Origin of the sequence: Nocardia sp. CC227C, from assembly GCF_030767025.1 — a bacterium.
Lineage (GTDB): Bacteria > Actinomycetota > Actinomycetes > Mycobacteriales > Mycobacteriaceae > Nocardia.
This window is the reverse complement of the sequence record NZ_JASITE010000014.1, coordinates 34,158-54,531: the sequence shown is the minus strand read 5'-3', so window position 1 is coordinate 54,531 and position 20,374 is coordinate 34,158. Positions and strand designations below refer to the sequence as shown.

Annotated in this window: 17 protein-coding genes; 7 read left to right on the top strand and 10 right to left on the bottom strand. The window is 69.8% G+C overall.

The window, feature by feature from the left end; all coding sequences use genetic code 11:
* Positions 1–81 precede the first annotated feature (81 nt).
* The 3 genes from QMO76_RS26035 to QMO76_RS26025 form a co-directional block, all read right to left on the bottom strand.
* A complete protein-coding gene (locus tag QMO76_RS26035; RefSeq protein WP_306363957.1) occupies positions 82–2,322 on the bottom strand; it encodes a polyribonucleotide nucleotidyltransferase in 2,241 nt (746 codons plus the stop codon).
* A gap of 381 nt (positions 2,323–2,703) precedes the next feature.
* The gene (rpsO, locus tag QMO76_RS26030; RefSeq protein ID WP_282784635.1) at positions 2,704–2,973 is read right to left on the bottom strand and encodes a 30S ribosomal protein S15; all 270 of its coding nucleotides are present in this window, start codon (positions 2,971–2,973) and stop codon (positions 2,704–2,706) included.
* 105 nt (positions 2,974–3,078) lie between these two features.
* The gene (locus QMO76_RS26025; protein WP_306363956.1) at positions 3,079–4,014 is read right to left on the bottom strand and encodes a bifunctional riboflavin kinase/FAD synthetase; all 936 of its coding nucleotides are present in this window, start codon (positions 4,012–4,014) and stop codon (positions 3,079–3,081) included.
* A 406-nt stretch (positions 4,015–4,420) separates the two neighbouring features.
* On the opposite strand from QMO76_RS26025, the gene QMO76_RS26020 reads away from it, so the two are divergent.
* Entirely contained in the window at positions 4,421–5,101 is a 681-nt protein-coding gene (locus tag QMO76_RS26020; RefSeq protein WP_306364104.1) for a metal-dependent transcriptional regulator, read from the top strand.
* 70 nt (positions 5,102–5,171) lie between these two features.
* Here the strand turns inward: QMO76_RS26020 and QMO76_RS26015 are convergent, their stop codons facing one another.
* The 5 genes from QMO76_RS26015 to npt form a co-directional block, all read right to left on the bottom strand.
* The gene (locus tag QMO76_RS26015; RefSeq protein ID WP_306363955.1) at positions 5,172–5,873 is read right to left on the bottom strand and encodes a hypothetical protein; all 702 of its coding nucleotides are present in this window, start codon (positions 5,871–5,873) and stop codon (positions 5,172–5,174) included.
* A gap of 171 nt (positions 5,874–6,044) precedes the next feature.
* On the bottom strand, positions 6,045–8,189 hold the full coding sequence (locus QMO76_RS26010) for a glycogen debranching N-terminal domain-containing protein (protein WP_306363954.1): 2,145 nt from the start codon (positions 8,187–8,189) through the stop codon (positions 6,045–6,047).
* Complete coding sequence (locus QMO76_RS26005) at positions 8,186–9,337, bottom strand: glycosyltransferase family 4 protein (RefSeq protein ID WP_306364103.1); 1,152 nt, start codon at positions 9,335–9,337, stop codon at positions 8,186–8,188. The genes QMO76_RS26010 and QMO76_RS26005 overlap by 4 nt, the downstream gene beginning before the upstream one ends.
* A 212-nt stretch (positions 9,338–9,549) precedes the next feature.
* Entirely contained in the window at positions 9,550–10,485 is a 936-nt protein-coding gene (truB, locus tag QMO76_RS26000; RefSeq protein WP_306363953.1) for a tRNA pseudouridine(55) synthase TruB, read from the bottom strand.
* A gap of 6 nt (positions 10,486–10,491) precedes the next feature.
* Entirely contained in the window at positions 10,492–11,166 is a 675-nt protein-coding gene (gene npt, locus QMO76_RS25995) for a 4'-phosphopantetheinyl transferase Npt (RefSeq protein WP_306363952.1), read from the bottom strand.
* Positions 11,167–11,387: 221 nt separating this feature from the next.
* Between npt and QMO76_RS25990 the strand changes: the two genes are divergently transcribed.
* The 3 genes from QMO76_RS25990 to QMO76_RS25980 are packed head-to-tail and all read left to right on the top strand — an operon-like array spanning position 11,388 to position 15,195.
* Positions 11,388–11,927, top strand: a complete 540-nt coding sequence (locus QMO76_RS25990; protein WP_372342083.1) for a (2Fe-2S)-binding protein — start codon at positions 11,388–11,390, stop codon at positions 11,925–11,927.
* On the top strand, positions 11,924–12,934 hold the full coding sequence (locus tag QMO76_RS25985; RefSeq protein ID WP_306363951.1) for a xanthine dehydrogenase family protein subunit M: 1,011 nt from the start codon (positions 11,924–11,926) through the stop codon (positions 12,932–12,934). Before QMO76_RS25990 ends, QMO76_RS25985 begins: the two co-directional genes overlap by 4 nt.
* Positions 12,931–15,195: a xanthine dehydrogenase family protein molybdopterin-binding subunit gene (locus tag QMO76_RS25980; RefSeq protein WP_306363950.1), complete on the top strand. Its 2,265-nt coding sequence runs from the start codon at positions 12,931–12,933 to the stop codon at positions 15,193–15,195. The genes QMO76_RS25985 and QMO76_RS25980 overlap by 4 nt, the downstream gene beginning before the upstream one ends.
* A 20-nt stretch (positions 15,196–15,215) precedes the next feature.
* Here QMO76_RS25980 and QMO76_RS25975 read toward each other — a convergent pair whose 3' ends face one another.
* Positions 15,216–16,589, bottom strand: coding sequence for an FAD-dependent oxidoreductase (locus tag QMO76_RS25975; protein WP_306363949.1), 1,374 nt, complete (start codon positions 16,587–16,589; stop codon positions 15,216–15,218).
* Between the two features lie 61 nt (positions 16,590–16,650).
* Here QMO76_RS25975 and QMO76_RS25970 point away from each other — a divergent pair, with 61 nt between their 5' ends.
* From QMO76_RS25970 to QMO76_RS25960, 3 genes are all read left to right on the top strand, one after another.
* Complete coding sequence (locus tag QMO76_RS25970; RefSeq protein ID WP_306363948.1) at positions 16,651–17,247, top strand: TetR/AcrR family transcriptional regulator; 597 nt, start codon at positions 16,651–16,653, stop codon at positions 17,245–17,247.
* 49 nt (positions 17,248–17,296) lie between these two features.
* Positions 17,297–18,433, top strand: a complete 1,137-nt coding sequence (locus tag QMO76_RS25965) for a TfoX/Sxy family DNA transformation protein (RefSeq protein ID WP_306363947.1) — start codon at positions 17,297–17,299, stop codon at positions 18,431–18,433.
* A 107-nt stretch (positions 18,434–18,540) separates the two neighbouring features.
* A complete protein-coding gene (locus QMO76_RS25960; protein WP_306363946.1) occupies positions 18,541–19,248 on the top strand; it encodes a TVP38/TMEM64 family protein in 708 nt (235 codons plus the stop codon).
* Here QMO76_RS25960 and QMO76_RS25955 read toward each other — a convergent pair whose 3' ends face one another.
* On the bottom strand, positions 19,249–20,277 hold the full coding sequence (locus QMO76_RS25955) for an alpha/beta fold hydrolase (RefSeq protein WP_306364101.1): 1,029 nt from the start codon (positions 20,275–20,277) through the stop codon (positions 19,249–19,251).
* Between the last annotated feature and the right edge of the window lie 97 nt (positions 20,278–20,374).

Genomic DNA, 20,374 nt, shown 5'->3' with positions numbered 1-20,374 from the left:
AAACCCGGCAATGAAAATCCGGTGGCCCCTCACCCCGATTATCGGAGTGAGGGGCCACCGCGCGTTACGGACGGCCGAAGGTTACTCCGCGTCGGCCGGGGCCGCCGCCTCGGACTCCTCCTCGACCGGCACCAGGGAGATCTTGCCGCGGTTGTCGATATCCGCGATCTCCACCCGGATCTTGTCGCCGACGTTCACCACGTCCTCGACCTTCGCGACCCGCTTGCCGTTGCCCAGCTTGGAGATGTGCACCAGACCGTCGCGGCCCGGCAGCAGCGAGACGAACGCGCCGAAGGCGGTGGTCTTCACGACCGTGCCCAGGAAGCGCTCGCCGACCTTCGGCAGCTGCGGGTTGGCGATGGCGTTGATGGCGTCGATGGCGGCCTGCGCGGACGGGCCGTCGGTCGCGCCGACGTACACGGTGCCGTCGTCCTCGATGGAGATATTCGCGCCGGTGTCCTCGGTGATCTGGTTGATGACCTTGCCCTTGGGTCCGATCACCTCGCCGATCTTGTCCACCGGGATCTTGATGGCGGTGACGCGCGGGGCGTAGGGGCTCATCTCGTCCGGGGTGTTGATGGCCTCGGCCATCACGTCCAGGATGGTGAGGCGAGCATCCTTCGCCTGGTTCAGCGCACCCGCGAGGACCTGCGACGGAATGCCGTCCAGCTTGGTGTCGAGCTGCAGGGCGGTCACGAAGTCGGGGGTACCGGCGACCTTGAAGTCCATATCGCCGAAGGCATCCTCGGCACCGAGGATGTCGGTGAGGGCCACGTAGCGGACCTCGTCCTCGCCCTTGTCGTTCTTGACGGTGTCCGACACCAGGCCCATGGCGATACCGGCCACCGGAGCCTTCAGCGGCACACCGGCGTTCAGCAGGGACAGGGTGGAGGCGCACACCGAGCCCATGGAGGTGGAGCCGTTGGAGCTCAGCGCCTCCGACACCTGGCGAATGGCGTAGGGGAACTCCTCCTGCGACGGCAGCACCGGCACCAAGGCCCGCTCGGCGAGCGCGCCGTGACCGATCTCGCGGCGCTTGGGCGAACCCACGCGACCGGTCTCGCCGGTGGAGAACGGCGGGAAGTTGTAGTGGTGCATGTAGCGCTTGGAGGTCTCCGGACCGAGCGAGTCGATCTGCTGCGCCAGCTTCACCATATCGAGGGTGGTGACCCCCAGGATCTGGGTCTCGCCACGCTCGAACAGCGCCGAGCCGTGGGCCCGCGGCACCACGGCGACCTCAGCGGACAGGGCGCGGATATCGGCCAGCCCGCGACCGTCGATACGGAAGCCGTCGGACAGGATGCGCTGGCGCACCAGCTTCTTGGTGACCGAGCGGAAGGCCGCGCCGATCTCCTTCTCGCGACCCTCGAAGTCCTCGGCCAGGCTGGACAGCACCGCGAGCTTGATCTCGTCGATCTTCTCCTCGCGCTCCTGCTTGGCCGCGATGGACATCGCCTCGTTCAGCTCACGCTTGGCGGTGCCCTCGACGGCCTCGAACACGTCCTGCTGATAGGGCGGGAAGAGCGGGAACTCCTCGGTCTCCTTGGCGGCCAGGGCGGCCAGGTCCTGCTGCGCCTTGCACAGCCGGGCGATGAACGGCTTGGCGGCCTCGAGCCCCTCGGCCACCACGGCTTCGGTGGGGGCCTGCGCGCCCTCGTCGATCAGCGCGAGCACATTGTCGGTGGCCTCGGCCTCGACCATCATGATGGCCACATCGCCGGACTCGACCACGCGACCGGCGACGACCATGTCGAACACGGCCTTCTCCAGCTGCTCCACGGTCGGGAACGCGACCCACCGGCCCTCGATGAGGGCCACCCGCACACCGCCGACCGGGCCGGAGAACGGCAGCCCGGAAAGCTGGGTGGACGCCGACGCGGCATTGATCGCCACCACGTCGTACAGATCCTTGGGATCGAGTGACATGACGGTCACCACGACCTGGATCTCGTTGCGCAGGCCGTCGACGAAGGACGGGCGCAGCGGCCGGTCGATCAGGCGGCAGGTCAGGATGGCGTCGGTGGACGGGCGGCCCTCACGGCGGAAGAACGAACCGGGGATGCGGCCCGCGGCGTACATCCGCTCCTCGACGTCCACCGTCAGCGGGAAGAAGTCGAACTGGTCCTTGGGGTGCTTGCCCGCGGTGGTGGCCGACAGCAGCATGGTCTCGTCGTCCAGGTAGGCGACGACGGAACCGGCGGCCTGCTTGGCCAGGCGGCCGGTCTCGAAGCGGACGGTGCGGGTGCCGAACTCACCGTTGTCGATGAGCGCCACGGATTCGAAAACGCCGGGCTCGACCTCGGCGGCGGAACCGGTTGTCACAGTCTCTGTCATTGTTCTTCTCTCAACCTCTCGTCTCGCCGGACCCGCGTGCGCTAGGTCAGCGCGCGATCCGGCATCGTCAGCCGTACCCGGCGTGGACACGCCGCAGCCTCCTGGCGGCAGCGCGCACACCCGTGCCGATATCCCCTTGGATACGGCGACGCGGAGGCGGTCATCGATCGAAGCCCTCCGGGCCGCGCGAGTGCGGCGCACCGAAGAGCCACTACCGAAGACCGACGCCACGCGACGGGTGCATACGGCTGTGCGTTGGTCATGCATGCGACGCGGCCGCATGCACGAATAGCCAACGAGGAGATTCTAAGCCTCCCCGTTGGCTGCTTCGTCAACAGGCTCCGGGAACCCGGAGTTGTGTCGCGATGATCAGCGACGCAGGCCGAGCCGCTCGATCAGGGCACGGTAGCGCTCGATGTCCTTGTCCTGCAGGTACTTCGAGAGACGCTTGCGACGACCGATGAGCGCCATCAGACCGTGGCGGGTGTGGTGGTCGTGCTTGTGCTTCTTGAGGTGCTCGGTGATGTCGGCGATCCGCTTCGACAGCAGCGCGATCTGCGCCTCCGGGGAACCGGTGTCCTTCTCGTGGACGCCGTACTCGGTGAGGATCGCCTTCTTCTGCTCGGTGGTCAGAGCCACAGAATTTCTCCTGTATTTTCCAGTCCGCGCTCGTAGTGCCAGGTAGCCCTGGGTGGGTGCCGCCGCGGACCGCAGCAAACCCAGCGGACCAGAGTACACGAACCCTCAGGCGAGGATTTCGCGGGCCTGTTTCACATCGCGGCCGATGGCCTCCACCAGCTCGTCGACGGATTCGAACTTGCGCATCCCACGCAGCTGTTCGACGAAGTCCACCGCCACCCGCTTGCCGTAGAGGTCGCCGTCGAAGTCCAGCACGTGCGGTTCCACGGTGCGGTTGCGGCCGTCGAAGGTGGGGTTGGTGCCCACCGAGACGGCGGCCATGCGCCGGACCGGCTCGCCGGAGTCCAGCACGGTGAACCAACCCGCGTACACGCCGTCGGCGGGGACGGCGGCATGCAGGTGCGGGGCCACGTTCGCGGTCGGGAAACCGAGCCCCTTGCCGCGCCCGTCCCCGCGCACCACGATGCCCTCCACCCGATGCGGACGGCCCAGCGCCTCCGCGGCGGCGGCCATGTCACCGGCCACCACGCAGGAGCGGATATAGGTGGAGGAGAAGGTCACCGCGTGCTCGCCGAGCAGCTGCACCCCGTCGGTGTCGAAGCCGTAGCGGCCGCCCAGCTCGCGCATGGTGTCCACGGTGCCCGCGGCCTGCTTGCCGAAGGTGAAGTTGTCGCCCACCACCACCTCGGCCACGTGCAGCTTGTCCACCAGCAGCTCCTGCACGTAGCGCTCGGGGGTCAGCTTCATGAATTCCTGGGTGAACGGCATCACCACCATGACGTCGATGCCGAGCTCGGCCACCAGTTCGGCACGGCGGTCCAGCGTGGTCAGCTGCGCGGGATGCGAACCGGGCCGCACCACCTCCAGCGGATGCGGGTCGAAGGTCATGAGCACCGCGGGAACGCCCCGTGCCGCAGCGGATTTCACCGCGCGGCTGATGAGCTGAGCGTGACCCCGGTGCACGCCGTCGAACACCCCGATCGTGAGCACGCACCGGCCCCACTCCGCGGGCATCTCATCGAGACTTCGCCATCTCTGCACAAGCGCAGCTTACGGAAAGCGCGTCACAGACAATATTCGGCCGTGGTGATGTTCACCGCCGACCCCACTCCCGCCACCCCCGCTTCACCTCCGCGCCGAGTCCCCGCTACCCACGGTCACCACCCCGTTCGCCCCGTCACACGCCCGCCCGACCGGCAGGCGCCGGTCGGACACGCCCGTAGATGACGCCGCCTTTCAGCGATGCCGGCCACCTCAGGCCCGCGCCCGACAACGGCACCGGGCAGACACCCAATGTTCGCGAAAGCGACCGACAGGTCGATCACGGTGTCGGATACTTCCCTAATCTAAGCTCGGGGACGTGCCAGGAAAACGAGACATCGCCACGCGCCGCGAGCTGGCCGATCCGTCCGCATCCGCACCCCTCGGAGATGTCGCCACCGCCGCGGTGAGCTCGACCACGAGTGTCGCACCGGTGCTGTCGTCGGTCGCGCAGGACTATCTGAAGGTGATCTGGACCGCGCAGGAGTGGTCGCAGGAGAAGGTGTCGACCAAGCTGTTGGCCGAACGGATCGGGGTGTCGGCCTCGACGGTGTCGGAGGCCGTGCGCAAGCTCGCCGACCAAGGGCTGGTCGAGCACGCCCGCTACGGGGCCATCACGCTGACCGAGGAGGGCCGCCGCGCGGCCGTCGCCATGGTGCGGCGGCACCGGCTCATCGAGACCTTCCTGGTGCAGGAGCTCGGCTACGGCTGGGACGAGGTGCACGACGAGGCGGAGGTGCTCGAGCACGCGGTCTCGGAGACCCTCATGGCGCGCATCGACGCCAAACTGGGGCACCCGGACCGCGACCCGCACGGCGATCCGATTCCGTCGGCCGACGGCGCGGTGCCCACTCCCCCGGCCCGTCAGCTCTCGGATTTCCACGACGGCGAATCCGGCCGGGTCGCGCGGATCTCCGATTCGGATCCGGCCATGCTGCGCTATTTCGACTCGCTCGGCATCGCGCTGGACACCCCGATCACGGTGGTGGAGCGGCGGGACTTCGCGGGCACCATCGCCATCCGCGTGGACGACCGCACCATCGACCTGGGCGGCATCGCCGCCGAGGCCATCTGGCTGACGGCGTAGCCGGGCCAACCGGCCGGTGGCATAGCGCCACGCTGGTTCGGGCCAACCGGGTGGCCGACGCCACCGCCGGTCAGCAGACGGAGAAGTACTTCTCGAGTTCCACGGGCAGTCCGTCGGCTGCGGCCTCGGCGCGGCAGACATCATGGGGGAAGGACACGTAGGTGCGCCACGGCGAGCCGTGCGCACGCCGCACGATGCGCTGGCTGTCGCCCGGAATGTCCCAGGAGATGACGGCCCAGTAGCCGTCGCATTCCGGCACCGTGGGTGTGGCGGTGGTGTACGGCGGCCCCTCGCCGAGATCGTGAACGATGGTCTGCGGGGCGCAGACCGGTTCGGGCGCCGGGTCCTGGAATCGCAGGCTGCCGAATACGGTCTGTCCGTCCGACTCCACGAACAGCGTATGCATGCCCTCCGGCACGGGATCGGTTCCGGGCGGCGCATTCATGCCGAACCGGTAGCAGCCCACCGGAACCGAGAAGGTGGCCTGCCCGTCGATGCCGGTGGTCGCGTCCCACCGCCGGACCTCGGGCGTGCCTTCCGGCAGATCGTGACCGAGCGGATCGCAGGGCCGCAGCAGCGCCAGTTCCACCGGCACATACGGAATCGCGATTCCGGACAGGCTGAGGGTCCGGAGCACCACCGTGCCGCCGCCGCGCGACGGAGCGGAATCGGGCGCGACGGTGGTGCCCGGATCGGTCCGCGTCGTAGCGGGCGCGCTCGGATTCGGCACGCCCGGAACGGCTGTCGGCCCGTCGGATGGCGACGTCGTCACCGTGGGGGCGGTACCGCGGGGCGGATCCGGTTCGGCGTTCTCACATGCCGTCACCGCCATCAGCGCCCCGCTCAGGAGTGCCGCCTGTAGTATTCGCCGCGTTCGCATAGCCGTGGACCCCTCCGGTCGCATCATCCCGACACCGGAGTATCGCGTCCGGACCGGCGGTGATTACCGCTGGTCACCCCCTATTTCCTGGGGCACGGCGGGACCGGCCCCGTCCTGGATCAGCTCCCAGTCCCCCGGCAGCCCTTCCACGGTGACCGAGGTCCCCTCGGCCTCGATGGTCACCGTCGCCGCGCCCAAGCGCAGATCCGCCAGCCGTACCCGCCCGGCCCGCTCGGGCAGCCGAGGGGTGACGGTGAGGGTGCGGCGCGGCACATTGGGTGCGAGCCCGAGGAAGGAACGCATGAGCAGCAGCGGCGCGGCACTGGCCCAGGCCTGCGGCGAACAGGAGGTGGGATACGGTACCGGAGCACGGAATTCGGATCGGCCGAAGCCGCAGTACAGCTCCGGTGGCCGCGCGCCGAAGCTCATCACGGCCTCCGTGAGTCCGCCCGCCAGCCGCTCCGCCAGCTCCCAGGCCCCGGGCAGATGCCGATAGCGCAGCAGCCCCGCGACCGCGATGGCGGTGTCGTGCGGCCACACCGAACCATTGTGGTAGCCCATGGGGTTGAACCGCCGCATGCCCGAGGACAGCGTGCGCAGCCCGAAACCGCTGTCCATATCGGCGTTTCCGAGATGTTCGATGAGGTGGGCGGCGCGTTCGTCGGGCACGATCCCGGCCCACAGGCAGTGCGCCACATTGCTGCCGAGCGCGTCGACCTGGCGTTTGCCGCCGTCGAGAGCCATGGCGTACCAACCGGATCGGGGCAGCCAGAACGCATCGTCGAAGCGCTCGCGCAGCTTCTCCGCCTCCGAGCGCAGCCGCGCGGCGCGACCGTGCTCGCCGAAGGCTTCGGCCAGTTCGGCGCGGCCCAGCTTGGCGGCGTAGGTGTAGGCCTGCACCTCACACAGCGCGATGGGTGGTTCGGCCAGCTGCCCGTCGGCGAAGCTGATCGAGTCCCAGCTGTCCTTCCAACCCTGATTGGCCAGGCCCCGATCGGTTTTGCGGCGGTACTCGACGAATCCGTCGCCGTCGCTGTCACCGAAGCGGTCGATCCACTCCAGGGCGGCGTCGGCGGCGGGCAGCAGTTCGCGGATGGCGGATTCCTCCACGCCCCAGCGCCAGCATTCGGCGAGCAGCATGACGAACAGCGGGGTGGCGTCGGCGGTGCCGAAATACACGGTGCCGCCGAGCACCTGGTCGCCGCCGGGCCCGTGCCGCATCTCGTGCATGATGCGGCCGGGTTCCTCCTCGGTGACCGGATCCAACTGGGTGCCTTGCAGTTTCGCGAGCTGGCGCAGGGTGCCCAGCGCCAGGTCGGAGTCCAGCAACAGCGCCATCCAGGAGGTGAGCAGGCTGTCGCGGCCGAACAGCGCCATGAACCAGGGCGCGCCCGCGGCCACGTACGCGGTGCCGTCGGCCGGATCGTCCATGCGCAACGCGCCGAGATCGCTCTCGGTGCGTTGCAGCACGGCGGTCAGTCCGACGTCGCCGGTGGTGAGCCGGGTGGCGGTGGCCCGCCACTGGCGAATCTTGTTGGTGGGGCTGTCCTCGTCGTCCGCGGTGAGGTTCATCGGCACCGCGCGGTGTTCCAGGATCGGCTGGCACAGCACCACCGTCTGCCAGGTGCCGCGGCGGGGTACGACGATCCGCCAGCTCATGGTGCCGAGCTGGACGACCGGGTCTCCGGTCGCGGTCACCGTGAGACCGCGACCGGAGTCCTTGCGATCGGTGAGGTGCAGGGCGCTGTCGGAGATGTTGAGTTCACATCCGCCGCCGTCCACCCGGCCCGCCTTGACCGCGAACAGATCCGCGAAATCGGAGTCGGCGGTGAGCGTGATGGTCATGGCGGTGTCCTCGTCGCCGAGGTTGTGCACCACGATCTTCTCGCGCATGCCGTCACCGATCATTCGCTTGCGCAGTACCAGCACGGTGGCGTCGGCCACGCCGGGCCGCGGCTGTTTCCGCGCGACGAACCGTGCCCGGAACGCTTCCGGCATCATCACCGAAAGCTGTTCCGGGACATGGCCGTCGAGCCGGAGCTCCCAGCGGGCCAGGACGCGGGCGTCCCGGTAGAACAGGCCCTGCGAGGTGCCCGCGTGGATATCGCCGAGTTGGTCCGACAGACAGAAGGTGCTTGCCTCGACCATGGTCACGATACCGCCGTGACCGTCGGCGATCGGGGGCTGACCGGCATTGAAGATACTCATTGCTGGCTTCGCACCGCCCCGCTCATCGCCGCCGTGCCCAGCACGGTCGGGGTCGCCAACCGCTGCTCGGGTACCAGGATCGGCACCGCGTCGGCCTCGGCCTGCGCCCTGGCTGCGGCCCGGGCGGCCACGGCACGGCGGTAGGCCGTCTCGTAGCCGGACGCGAGCCGGTCGGAGGCGAACAGCCGCTCCACCCGCTCCCGGCAGGCGAAGGGGTCGATGTCGCCCGCACGCGCGATGAATTCGGGAAGCTGCTCCGGATCGTCGCAGATGAAGCCGGTGACACCGTGTTCGATCACCTCGTCGACCGCGCCGCCGCGCAGTGCGATGACGGGGGTGCCGCACACCATGGCCTCGATCATGACGATGCCGAAGGGCTCCTCCCAGCGGATCGGGAAGAGCAGACAGCGCGCGCCCGCCAGCAGATGCCGCTTGGCGACCGCGTCCGCCTCACCGAAGACGTCGTCGCCGTCGGCGAGCAATGGACGGACGGCCTCCTCGAAGTACTTCTTCTCGGGCGGCTCGTTGCACTTGCCCGCCAGCACCAGGCGCAGTCCGGCCGCGTGCGCGGCCTCGAGCGCGAGATGCGGCCCCTTGTAGGGCGCGTACCGTCCGAGGAACAGCGCGTAATCCTGCTTCTCGGTGCGGAACGGCCATTCTTCGGGCCGAATCGCATTGTGTACGCGGGCAATCCAATTCAGATCCGGCACCAATGCGCGCTGCCGGTCGCTGATGGCGACCAGTTGCACGTCCTGGTCAAAGGACCGGTAGTACTCGTGCATGTCCGGGTCAACGGGTCCGTGCACGGTGACCACCGTCGGAATGCCGAGCGTGCGATACGCCGCGGCGTTCAGCGGACCGGCGAAAGTGTGATCGTGCACGATATCGACGGAGTCTTCTCCGTTCAATTCCATGATGACGCGTAGAGCCTTCATGGCATGCACGATCTCAGGATACGGCTCGCCGAGCCGATGCGCCTGAATTTCATTCCAAACCGGGATGAATCGGGCCTTGGTACCAGGCCGACCTGCGCCGATGAGGGTCACTCGATGTCCACGATCCACGAGTTCATCGGCCAGTGTCGCCACTATCGCCTCTACGCCGCCATACCCTGCCGGTGGGATATCGAAATACGGCGGAGCCACCATGACGATATTCAACGGCCTGTCCGGACCTGTGCCCGAACCGGGCGAAACCGCCCTGACCGTACGTACGAAATCGAAAATGGTGGCGGGATAATCCTCGTCGGATTCCGGCTCCTCGAAACTCATTCCAAGCCTCCTCATTGAGGTGAATGACTCCGCGTAGCACATTCCACCAATGCGCGGAACTCAAACCTCAGCGAGGTGGCGGGCCGGATTCAGAGGTTAGCCGGTCGCACGACCATGACCGAAGAAGCACGTTTGCCGCTTTCTTGCAGCAGGGCGATGGCCCGGCCGGAGGGGTCGATGGCGGCGTAAACACCTGAGAGACCGACCGGTTCGAGCCAGCGGCCGTTACGCAGATCGTCGGCCTGCCGCTCGTCGATCTCCCGCACCGCGAACGCGGTCCGGGCGGCGGTGTCGACATCCAGGCTCAGCAGCGGCTCCTCCGCCTCGGCCGCCGCGGTCAACTCCGCCAGGGTGCGCGCGTGCTCGAGGGTGAACGGCCCCACGCGGGTACGGCGCAGGGCGGTCAGATGCCCGCCCACGCCCAGCCGCTCGCCGAGATCGCGAGCCAGCGCCCGCACATAGGTGCCCGAGGAGCACTCGACCTCGACATCCAGGTCCACGAACCGCCCGGCATCCCCCTCGACATCCCGGCGCGCCAGCACGTCGAAACGGCCGACGGTGACCGGGCGCGCGGCCAGTCGGACGTCCTCCCCCGCGCGGGCGCGGGCGTAGGCGCGTTCGCCGTTGACCTTGATGGCGCTCACGGTGGCGGGCACCTGCTGGATGTCACCGGTCAATGCCGCCACGCCCGAGGCGATCTCGGCATCGGTGAGATGTCCGGCGGAGGTGGTCGCGGTGACCTCACCCTCGGCGTCGTCGGTGACGGTGGACTGCCCGAGCCGGATGGTGGCGGTGTATGCCTTGGTGGTCAGGGTGAGCAGGCCCAGCATCTTGGTTGCCCGTTCCACGCCGAGCACCAGCACCCCGGTGGCCATGGGGTCCAGGGTGCCCGCGTGCCCGACCTTCTTGGTGCGCAGCAGCCGCCGAGCCTTGGCGACCACGTCGTGACTGGTCCAGCCGCCGTCCTTGTCCACGATCAGCAGGCCGCCGAGCGCGTCCACGACGGGGGTTCGCTTCTCACCCATGCGGTCTCAGCCCTCCACGATGGCGGTCAGGATGAGGCCGTCGGTGATGAGCCAGCGGCCGTCGAACGAGGTCAGCGGCGGGCCGCCGTCGGTGGTGTTGCCGGGGACCAGCAGTTCGCTGCGGAAGGTGCCCGATCCGCCGCCCTCGGACTCCTCGTCCACGGTGAAGGTGATGTGCGCGTCCTCGAAGCCCAGCCAGCGCGCGGTGAGCGGATACCAGACCTTGTAGGTGGCCTCCTTGGCGCAGAACAGCAGGCGATCCAGGTGCAGGTCGGTGCCGGGCAGCGCGGCCGCCAGCCAGGAGCGTTCCGCGGGCAGGCTGACCGAGTCCAGGACTCCGTCGGGCAGGGCGCCGTGCGGTTCGGCGTCGATGCCGACCGAGCGGAAACGCAGCCGGTGCGCCAGCGCCGCGGCGCGGTAGCCGTCGCAGTGGGTGAGGCTGCCGACGACCCCGCGCGGCCAGACGGGTGCGCCCATCTCGCCCTTGCCGATGGCGACGGCGGGTTCGCCGAGTTCGGCCAGGGCTTGGCGGGCGCAGTGGCGCGCGCCGATGAAATCGCGGCGGCGCTTCTCCACCGCCTTGGCGATGAGATGCTCCTCGCCGGGATGGGCCTTCAGCTCCGGCGGGTACGCCAGCAGTTCGGCCGCGGCGACCCCGATGGGCAGAATTCTGCCGATCAAACGCGCCGACCCCTCGGTCGCGACTGCCCGCTGTTCGATGACCGCCTCCTGCTCGTGATTGTGCCGTCACGAGCCTATCCCGCCGCCCCGGACGCGCGACCGGGCGATCCGTCCCACCCGCGCACACCAACCGGTTGCTACGATGTTGCTGATTCATATCCGCACGCAGTCCAGCACTTTCCGCGGCACGTCCACACGACCGCGGGGCAGGAGGGTGAGGTATGACCGTCGAGCCGTCGACCAGCCGGTCCACCGCGGATCCGGCCGAATTCATCGGGCCGTCCCGCATCATGACCACGTTGAGCGTCAATGGGCACGACTGCTACGCGGTGCTGGAGCCGCGCACCAGCCTGCTGGACGCACTGCGCGAACACCTCCAGCTCACCGGCACCAAGAAGGGCTGCGATCAAGGCGGCTGCGGGGCATGCACGGTGTGGATCGACAAGCGCCGGGTGCTGGCCTGCCTCACCCTGGCGCTGGCGGCGGAGGGCCGGGAGATCACCACCATCGAGGGCGTCGCCGACGGCGAGAACCTGCATCCGGTGCAGCGGGCCTTCCTGGAGGCCGACGGATTCCAGTGCGGATACTGCACGCCCGGGCAGATCATGTCGGCCATCAAGTGCATCGAGGAGGGCCACGCCGAATCCGACACCGAGATCGCGGAGTGGATGAGCGGCAATATCTGCCGCTGCGCGGCCTACCAGAACATTCGCGACGCGGTGCGCACCGGCCGCGACGCCATGCGCGGGGGTGCGCGGTGAAGCCGGTCGCCTACGCCCGCCCGACCAGCCTGGAGCAGGCCGTCAGCACCGTGAACTCCCGCCCGAACACCGTATTCCTCGCGGGCGGAACGACTCTGGTGGACCTACTGCGCACCGGAGCCGTGGAGCCGGACAATCTCGTCGACATCACCTGGTTGCCGCTGGGCGGCATCGAGCACACCGCCGACGGCGGGCTGCGCATCGGCGCACTGGCCAAGATGAGCGAGGTGGCGGCGGATTCCGGTGTGGTGGACCGGTTTCCCTTCCTCGCGATGGCGGTGTGGAAGGGCGCGTCGGCGCAGCTGCGGAATATGGCGACCATGGGCGGCAACCTCATGCAGAAGGTGCGCTGCGCCTACTTCCGGGAGCCCGGAACCGCCTGCAACAAGCGCGATCCCGGATCGGGCTGCGCGGCCGTCGACGGCATCCACCGCGGGCACGCGGTGCTCGGCACCAGTCCGCTGTGCTTCGCCACCCACCCCTCGGATGCGGCGGTTCCGCTGATCGCCCTGGACGCCGCGGTGACGGTGTGGGGGCCGCGCGGGGAACGGACCGTCGCCTTCGACGACTTCTTCCTGGCACCGGGTGAGACCCCGCACCTGGAACATCCGCTGGCCGCGGACGAACTCATCACGCGCATCGACGTGCCCGCGCTGCCGTTCGCGCGGAACTCGCACTACCTCAAGGTGCGCGACCGCGAATCCTACGAATTCGCCCTCGCCTCGGCGGCGGTGGCCCTGGACGTGGCCGACGGAACCGTGGTGGACGTGCGGATCGGCCTCGGCGGAGTGGCGACGAAACCCTGGCGGGCCCGGATCGCCGAGGAACTGCTGCTCGGCAAGTCCGCCACCACACCGAATTTCGCGCTGGCCGCGGCGGCGGAGCTGGAGGCGGCCGACGACACCCACCCCCTGAACCGGTTCAAGATCGAGCTCGGCCAGCGCACCCTGGTCCGAGCCCTGGAAGCCGTTCGCCCGCAGGTGAATCCGCTGGGAGGTCCGCGATGACCGCCACCGTCTCCGGACCGCTCGTCGGCCGGGAGTTCGACCGGGTCGACGGCCGCGCCAAGGTGACCGGCGCGGCGCACTACACCGCCGAGATCCCGCTGCCCGGGGTGGCGCACGCGGTGATCGTCGGTGCCCGGATCGGCAGCGGCGCGGTGCGGTACATCGACACCCGCCGGGCCATGGCGGCGGGCGCGGTCGCGGTGTTCACCCACGAGAACCTGCCCCGGGTGGCGGCGGTGCCGCCGGTCTTCCCGTCCGGTTTCGGCGGCCCCGCACCCGGGCAGACCTTCTTTCCCATGCAGGACACCGCGATCCACTACTTCGGACAACCCATCGCCGTGGTCGTGGCCGACACCTTCGAGGCGGCGCAGCAGGCGGCCGAGATGGTGGACGCCCACTACGACGAGCGCCCGGCGCTGGTGCGGCTGGCCGACGGCCGCGATCGGGAGTATCAGCCGGACACGGTCTTCTGCGGACTGGTGCCCGCCGTGCAGTCGCGCGGCGACTTCGCCGCGGCCGCCGCCGATGCCGCCCACACCGTCGACGCCACCTACCATTTCGCCGCCAACCATCACAATCCGATCGAATGCTCGGCGACGGCGGCGGTCTGGGACGGCGACACCGTCACGGTGTACGACACCACCCAGGGGGTGAGCGCCACCCAGGCCACCATCGCCGCCTACCTCGGCATCTCACCGAGCAATGTGCGGGTGATCGCGCACTACGTGGGCGGCGGATTCGGGGCCAAGGCCATGATGTGGCCGCATGTGACGCTCGCGCCCATGATCGCGCGGGAACTGGGCCGGCCGGTGAAACTGGTGCTCACCCGCGAGCAGATGTTCTACGGCACCGGCCTGCGCGAGGAGCAGGAGCAGCGGGTCACGCTGGTCTGCGACAACGAGGGCATGTTCACCGGGCTGCGGCACCACAAGCTGTCGGTCACCTCCCCGTTCGACGACTGGGCGGAACTGTCGCTGGGCGTGGCCGGGCAGGCGTACGGAATCCCGAACTGGGAGGGGCGGTATCGGCTGGTGCGCGGCAACACCATGACGCCCACCTTCATGCGCGGACCCGGGGAGACCTCCGGCATGGTGGCCATGGAGTGCGCCATCGACGAACTGGCCGACGCCATCGAGATCGATCCGGTCGAACTGCGGCTGCGCAATCACGCCGCGCTCGATCCCGAGAGCGGGCATCCGTGGTCGTCGGACGGCTACGCCGAATGCCTGCACCTGGCCTCCGAACGCTTCGGCTGGTCGGCGGCCGACCGGCGCGCCAGGATGCGCCGGGACGGCGACTGGCTCATCGGGTGGGGTGTGGCGACCGCCGGATATCCGGTCTTCCTGCCCGGTCAGCCGCAGCGCGCGCACGCCCGCCTGCTGGCCGACGGCTCGCTGATCGTGCAGGCGGGCACCCAGGATTTCGGGACCGGGGTGGCGACCACCATGGCGCAGGTGGCGGGCGACGCGCTCGGCGTCCCGTGGGCGCGGGTGCGGGTGGATATCGGCGACACCGACTATCCGAATATCGCGGCGGCGGTGGGCTCCATGGGCGCGGGCATGATCAGCGCGGCGGTGCACACGGCCTGCACCGAACTGCTGGGCCAGCTGATCGCGCTGGCCGTCGCCGATGCCGAGTCGGTCCTGCACGGACTGCCCGCGCATGCCATCGAGGGCAGCGGTGGCATGCTGCGCCTGAAGTCCGATCCCAGTGTGGCCGAGGCGTATTCGGATCTGCTGTCGCGCAACCATCTCACCGATGTGGAAACCATCGGCACCTGGCATCCCCCGGCGCAGGACATGCCCTACGGCCGAATGAGTTTCGGCGCGCAGTTCGCCGAGGTGGCCGTGGACGCGGACCTGGGCCTGGTGCGGGTGCGGCGCATGGTCGGCGCGTTCGCGCCCGGCCGCGTCCTCAATGCCAAGCTGGCCCGCAGCCAGGTGCTCGGCGGCATGAACTGGGGTCTGTCGCAGGCCCTCATGGAGGCCAGCCTGCCCGACACCCGCGACGGCCGCTGGGCGAACTCGTCGCTGCTGGAGTACCTGCTGCCGGTCAATGCCGACGCGCCCGAGGTGGACATCTCCTTCGTCGAGGTCGCCGATTCCGTGGTGAATCCCCTGGGCGTCAAGGGGCTCGGCGAACTCGGCATGGTCGGCGCGGCGGCGGCGATCGTCAACGCGGTTCGCCACGCCACCGGCCGGACCGTCCACGAGATTCCACTCCGCATCGAACATCTGCTCGCCAGGCCGACGACGCCCTGACGGTCGGCTAGCGGGTGGGTTCACGCGGTCAGGCGCGGGGCGGCGGCCAGGGCGGCGGCAACCTCCCGGGCGGCCCGGTGGCCCGATTCGGCCGCGCCGTCCATGTATCCGGCCCAGCGGGTGGCGGTTTCGGTGCCCGCCCAGTGCAGGGGGCCGATCGGGGCGCGCAGGGCGGGGCCGAAGCGGGTGAGGACGCCGGGCGGGGTGAACGCGCCGTAGCAGCCGCGGCTGAATTCCTCTTCGGCCCAGTCGCGTTCGAGGTAGTCGATGGGGTTGCGGGCCCGCGGGCCGAAATAGCCGACGAGGTCGTCGATGACCCGGGCGCGGCGGTCGGCGAGGTTCAGGCGCGCCGCGGCGTCGGCGTGCCGTCCCTCCAGGAATCCGACCAGCACACCGGGTGCGCCGTCGTGCGGGGTGTTGTCGAAGACGGTGCCCAGCGCACGTCGATCGCTGTTGGCCTGACCGCTGAAACCCGCTCGCCGCCAGAATGGTTCATCATAGGCGACATTGACCTTGATCACCCGGCCCATCGGCATCCGCTGCACGAGTTGATCACGATCACCGGGCAGCCCCGGCGTGTAGCGGATGCGGGCCGCCAGCGGCGGCGGCACCGCCACGACCGCGCGCCGGGCGCGCACGGCGGTGCGGCCCGCGACGACCCGGACCCCCGCGGCGTCCCATTCGATATCGCGCACCGGAACCCCGAGGACGACCCGCTCCCCCAGTTCCTCGGCCAGCACCGTGGCGATGGTCTGCGAACCGCCGACGACGCGGTCCTGCTGCGCCCCGCCCGCCGTGCCGATCAGGGCGTCGAGACCACCCGCCGCGCCGACGTAGAACGCCGCCCACAGCGCCGACATGTCCTCGGGTTCGGCGGAGAACACCGCCTCGGTGATGATCCGGAAGAACGACCGGCCGCCGGGGGTACGGGCGGTGTGCCGCAACCAGGTCGCGAAGGTCTGCCCGTCCAGCGCCTCGGCCCCCGTCGCCAGCCAGGGCTCCGCCGCCGCGACGCGCCGTGCCGTCCGGTCCAGCCGCCACTGCGTCTGCGCGACATCGGCCAGCGCCAGCGGGTTCAGCTTCGGGATGCGGCCGGTGTATTCCGATCGGCCCGAGCCGATTTCGGCGATACTCCGCCCGGCGGTATGCGTCGGATAGGTGTCCAGGCGCAGTTCCTCGAGCAGCGCGAGAATGCGATGCTGCCCCGGCCCGACCCACTGGCCGCCCACCTCGATGGGCGTCCCGCCGGGCAGTTCGCCGTTCAGCAGCCGTCCGCCGACCCGGTCGCGCGCCTCCAGCACCAGCACGTCGGCCCCGTCGCGGACCAGATCGCGGGCGGCGACCAGTCCCGCGATCCCGGCGCCGACGACCACCACATCCACCGACTCGTCCATGACCGCCCACTCTCATACACAATGTATCTGACATGCACACGGTATGTGATAATCATGGCGTATGGAATCCCTGCGGGAGAAGTACGCCGAGAACACCCGCCAGACACTGATCGACACGGCCGCGCGCCTGTTCGCCGAACGCGAGTACGCGAACCTCTCGGCCGAGGAACTGGTGCGGAGCGCGGGGCTCACCCGTGGCGCGCTCTACCACCATTTCGGCGGCAAACGCGGCCTGTTCGAGGCTGTGGTCGAACTGCTCGAAGACCGAGCGGCACAACGCATCCGGCGTGCCATCACCGCGGTGCCGGACCCGTTCGAGCGGATCGACCGCGGCATCGCGGAATTCCTCGAGATCTGCGCCGAACCCGACTACCGGCACATCGTGCTGCAACAGGGCCCGATCGCACTGGGTTGGCGGCGCTGGCGCGAACTCGACCAGCGGCATCTCGGCGGCCTGCTCCTGGAGGCGATCCGCGAACTGCTGGCCGCCGAACTCATCCGCCCCTACCCGGCCGAGCTGATCGCGAGCGCCTTCTACGGCGCGCTCACCGAGCTGCCGCTGACCATCACCGAGACCGCCGACCCCGAACACGCTCGGGCACTGAGCGCCGGACTGGTGCGCGAACTGCTCGGCGGGCTGGCCACCGACCGGCCGTAGCGCGAAATTCGGTTGTGGCGCGAACACCGATGTGGCGTCATGGATCACGATGAAGCAGCAACGTCCGGCCACCGCCCGATCCGTATCCGACGGCCTCAAACTGCACCGGCATGCGGTGCGGTCACCCGGTCGCGTCCACACCGTGATCACCCTGCGACCGGGCACCCGCGCCAGGTTCAGCACCAACCGGTTTCACGAAACCTGGCATGTGCTCTCGGACGACCACGGCGCGCGGCTGCTGGCCCGATTGCTGTGGGGGCTGGCGTATCAGGCGCGCCCGCATACGGTCGTGCTCATCGACCGCCCGTTCCTGTGCCCGAACCCGTTCGACGCGGACCCGGCCGACCCCATCGTGCTGGTCCCCGGCTGGTGCACGCCCTTCGACGACCATGTCGCCCGGCACCTGAAGAACCGGCTGCCGCTGTCGAAACCGGTCGGCACCGTGCGCTGGCACACCTTCGGTCTCGATCGGACACCGGACCCCGCGACACGGGAAGCCTGGTGGGACGGCTACCGCCGACACCAGGAGGGTGGCCGCGTGAGCCGTCAGAGTGGCCTACTCGTGCTGGCCCCGCGCACTCCCGACGAGGCGCGCGCATGGGCGCTGCACGCGGCGGGGCTCGACACGGCGAACGGATACGGCAGCGATTACGCCTACCTCGGCCCCTGGGACCACGGATACGACGGCGAGATCCAGATCTTCCGGCGGTTCCAACCGATGGTGAGCGTGGCCAACCAGGCCCGAGCGCAGGTCCTGTCGCGCGGCAACGCACCGACCGATCCGGAATCCCTGCGCTTCGCGGTCTGGCGCGAGGCCGAATCGGTCCGGGGCGACGCTCATCTCAGCATCCGCGAATGGCGCGATCGCGGCTACGAACTCGGCCGCGACGCCGCCGCGATGCTGGCGCATGCCGATGTGACCACTCTCGGCGAGCTCGCCGACCTCGGCGTGGTCGAGACCTATCGCCGCCTGCACGCCGCGCGAGTGCCGGGTCTGACCCTCGACATGCTGTGGGCGATGGAGGCCGCGCTCACCTATCGCGATCGCCGCAGCGTCTCCGCGGCCCGGCGGCGCGAACTGCTCGCGGAACTCGGTGACCTACCCGCTCCCGCACCGGAACGCCGCCGCGCCCCGCGCTCACCCCGACGCAATACCCGACGGGTGCGCGTTCCGGCCGCGCGGTGATCCGAGGCGCGCGGGTCGACGTCGGATGACCGCCCGGGTCGCTGGGTCGGTCGCGAATGAGCGCCCGGGTCGCGGGGTCGGTCTCGGATGCGGCAGGGTGATGCACCATGACCGCGATCGACGGGCCGCCGACCAGCCGGCGGCGGCATGTTCTGCGCCTCGCGCTGTGCCTGGCGTTCCTGTCTACGATGTTCTACCTCGTAGCCATCGCGCGCGTGATCGACGTCGACGGTATCCGCACCCTGGTCGCCGCGACCGGCCCCGCCGCGCCCCTGGCCTACGCGGCGACGGCGGCGCTGCTCGGCGCGACCTTCGTCCCGGGGCCGATCCTGGCGGCGGGCAGCGGCATCCTGTTCGGTCCCCTGGTCGGGACGTTCGTCACGCTGGGCGGCACGGTCGGTTCGGCGACCTGCTGCGCCTTCCTCGGACGACGCGCCGGTCATGCGAGCGCCCGCGAACTGCTCGGCACCCACCGCGCCGCAGCGCTCGACGCCCAACTCCGCCGCCGCGGCCTGTGGGCCGTCGTCGGCCAGCGATTCATTCCCGGCGTCTCCGATGCCATGGCCGCCTATCTGTTCGGCGGGCTCGGAATCCCGCTGTGGCAGATGGCGGTCGGCGCACTCATCGGCTCCACCCCGCGTGCCTTCGTCTACACCGCGCTCGGCGCGTCGATCGGCGATCTGTCCGCCCCGCTGGCCTACACCGCCATCGCGGTCTGGTGCGTGGTCGCGGTCCTCGGCGCGTTCACCGCCCACCGCGGCTACCGGCTCTGGCGGCGATCCCGCGCGGATTCGACGGTCGCGGCCACGCCGTGATCACGCCGCGTCCGGGAACGGCTCGGCCGCACCCCGCACGCCGCACCCGGATGCGCGGACCGGACGGCGGAGCGGCTGCGGCAGCCCGGTCGGATGCTCGGCGACGCTGCGGGGTGCGGCGTCCCGAACCACCCGGGTGAGCAGGCGGCCGATCGCCGCGGCCACCGGCACCGGCTGTTCGAGGATCACCGAGTGACCGGCGGTGTCGATCATGACGAGATCGGCGTAGTCGACGGCGGCGGCGATGGCGACGGAGTGCGCGGGCGGCGTCATCAGATCGGCCGCACCGCACACCACCAGGGTGGGGATCTTCGACAGGACGGCGAGGGCGTCGGTCTGGTCGTAGGTCATGAAGGAGTTCAGGAAGCTGGCCATGGTGACGATCGAGGTCTGGTTGTGCATGGCGTTGGCGAGTGCGAGCACGCGCGGGCTGACCTTGCGGTCACCGAATTCGGCTGCCCGTACGATGGGCGCGAAAACCTTGCAGGCCAACAGTTTCGCCCGCTGCATCAGCGTGGGCGCGAACCGGACGGCGGTCTGGAACAGGGAGATGAGCGGGTTGTGCAGCAGACGGCCGAAGCCGGCGGCGGCCAGACCGCTCGCGGCGGTGGCGATGAGAACGACGCCGACGATGCGGGTGCCGATCTCGTGCGGCTGCTGACTGACGTAGGTCAGCACGGTCATGCCGCCCATGGAGTGTCCGACCAGGACCACCGGTCCGGTCGGGGCGACCGCGTCGAGAATGTCGCGCAGATCGCGGCCGAGCTGGTCGAGGTGGTAGGTGCGCCGGGGCGCGGCGGCGGACGCGCCGTGGCCACGGTGGTCGTAGCAGACGATGCGCGCGCCGGGATACCGCGCCATGGCGTCACGGACATAGGTCCAGGATTCGGCGCGCAGGCAGTGCCCGTGCAGCAGCACCACCGTCAGCTCCGCGTCGCGCGGGCCGTACTCCCGCACCGCCAGGGCGACGCCGTCCGCTGTCCGCACCGTGGCACGACGGTGCGCCGAGGTGGCGGTGGTGCTCGTCATCGACATCGGTGGCTCCGGTTGCTGGGCGGGACATGTTCCACTGTCCGCCGTCCGGACCGCCGATATCAGCCCACCGAGGGGTGGGCGCCGCCGCCCA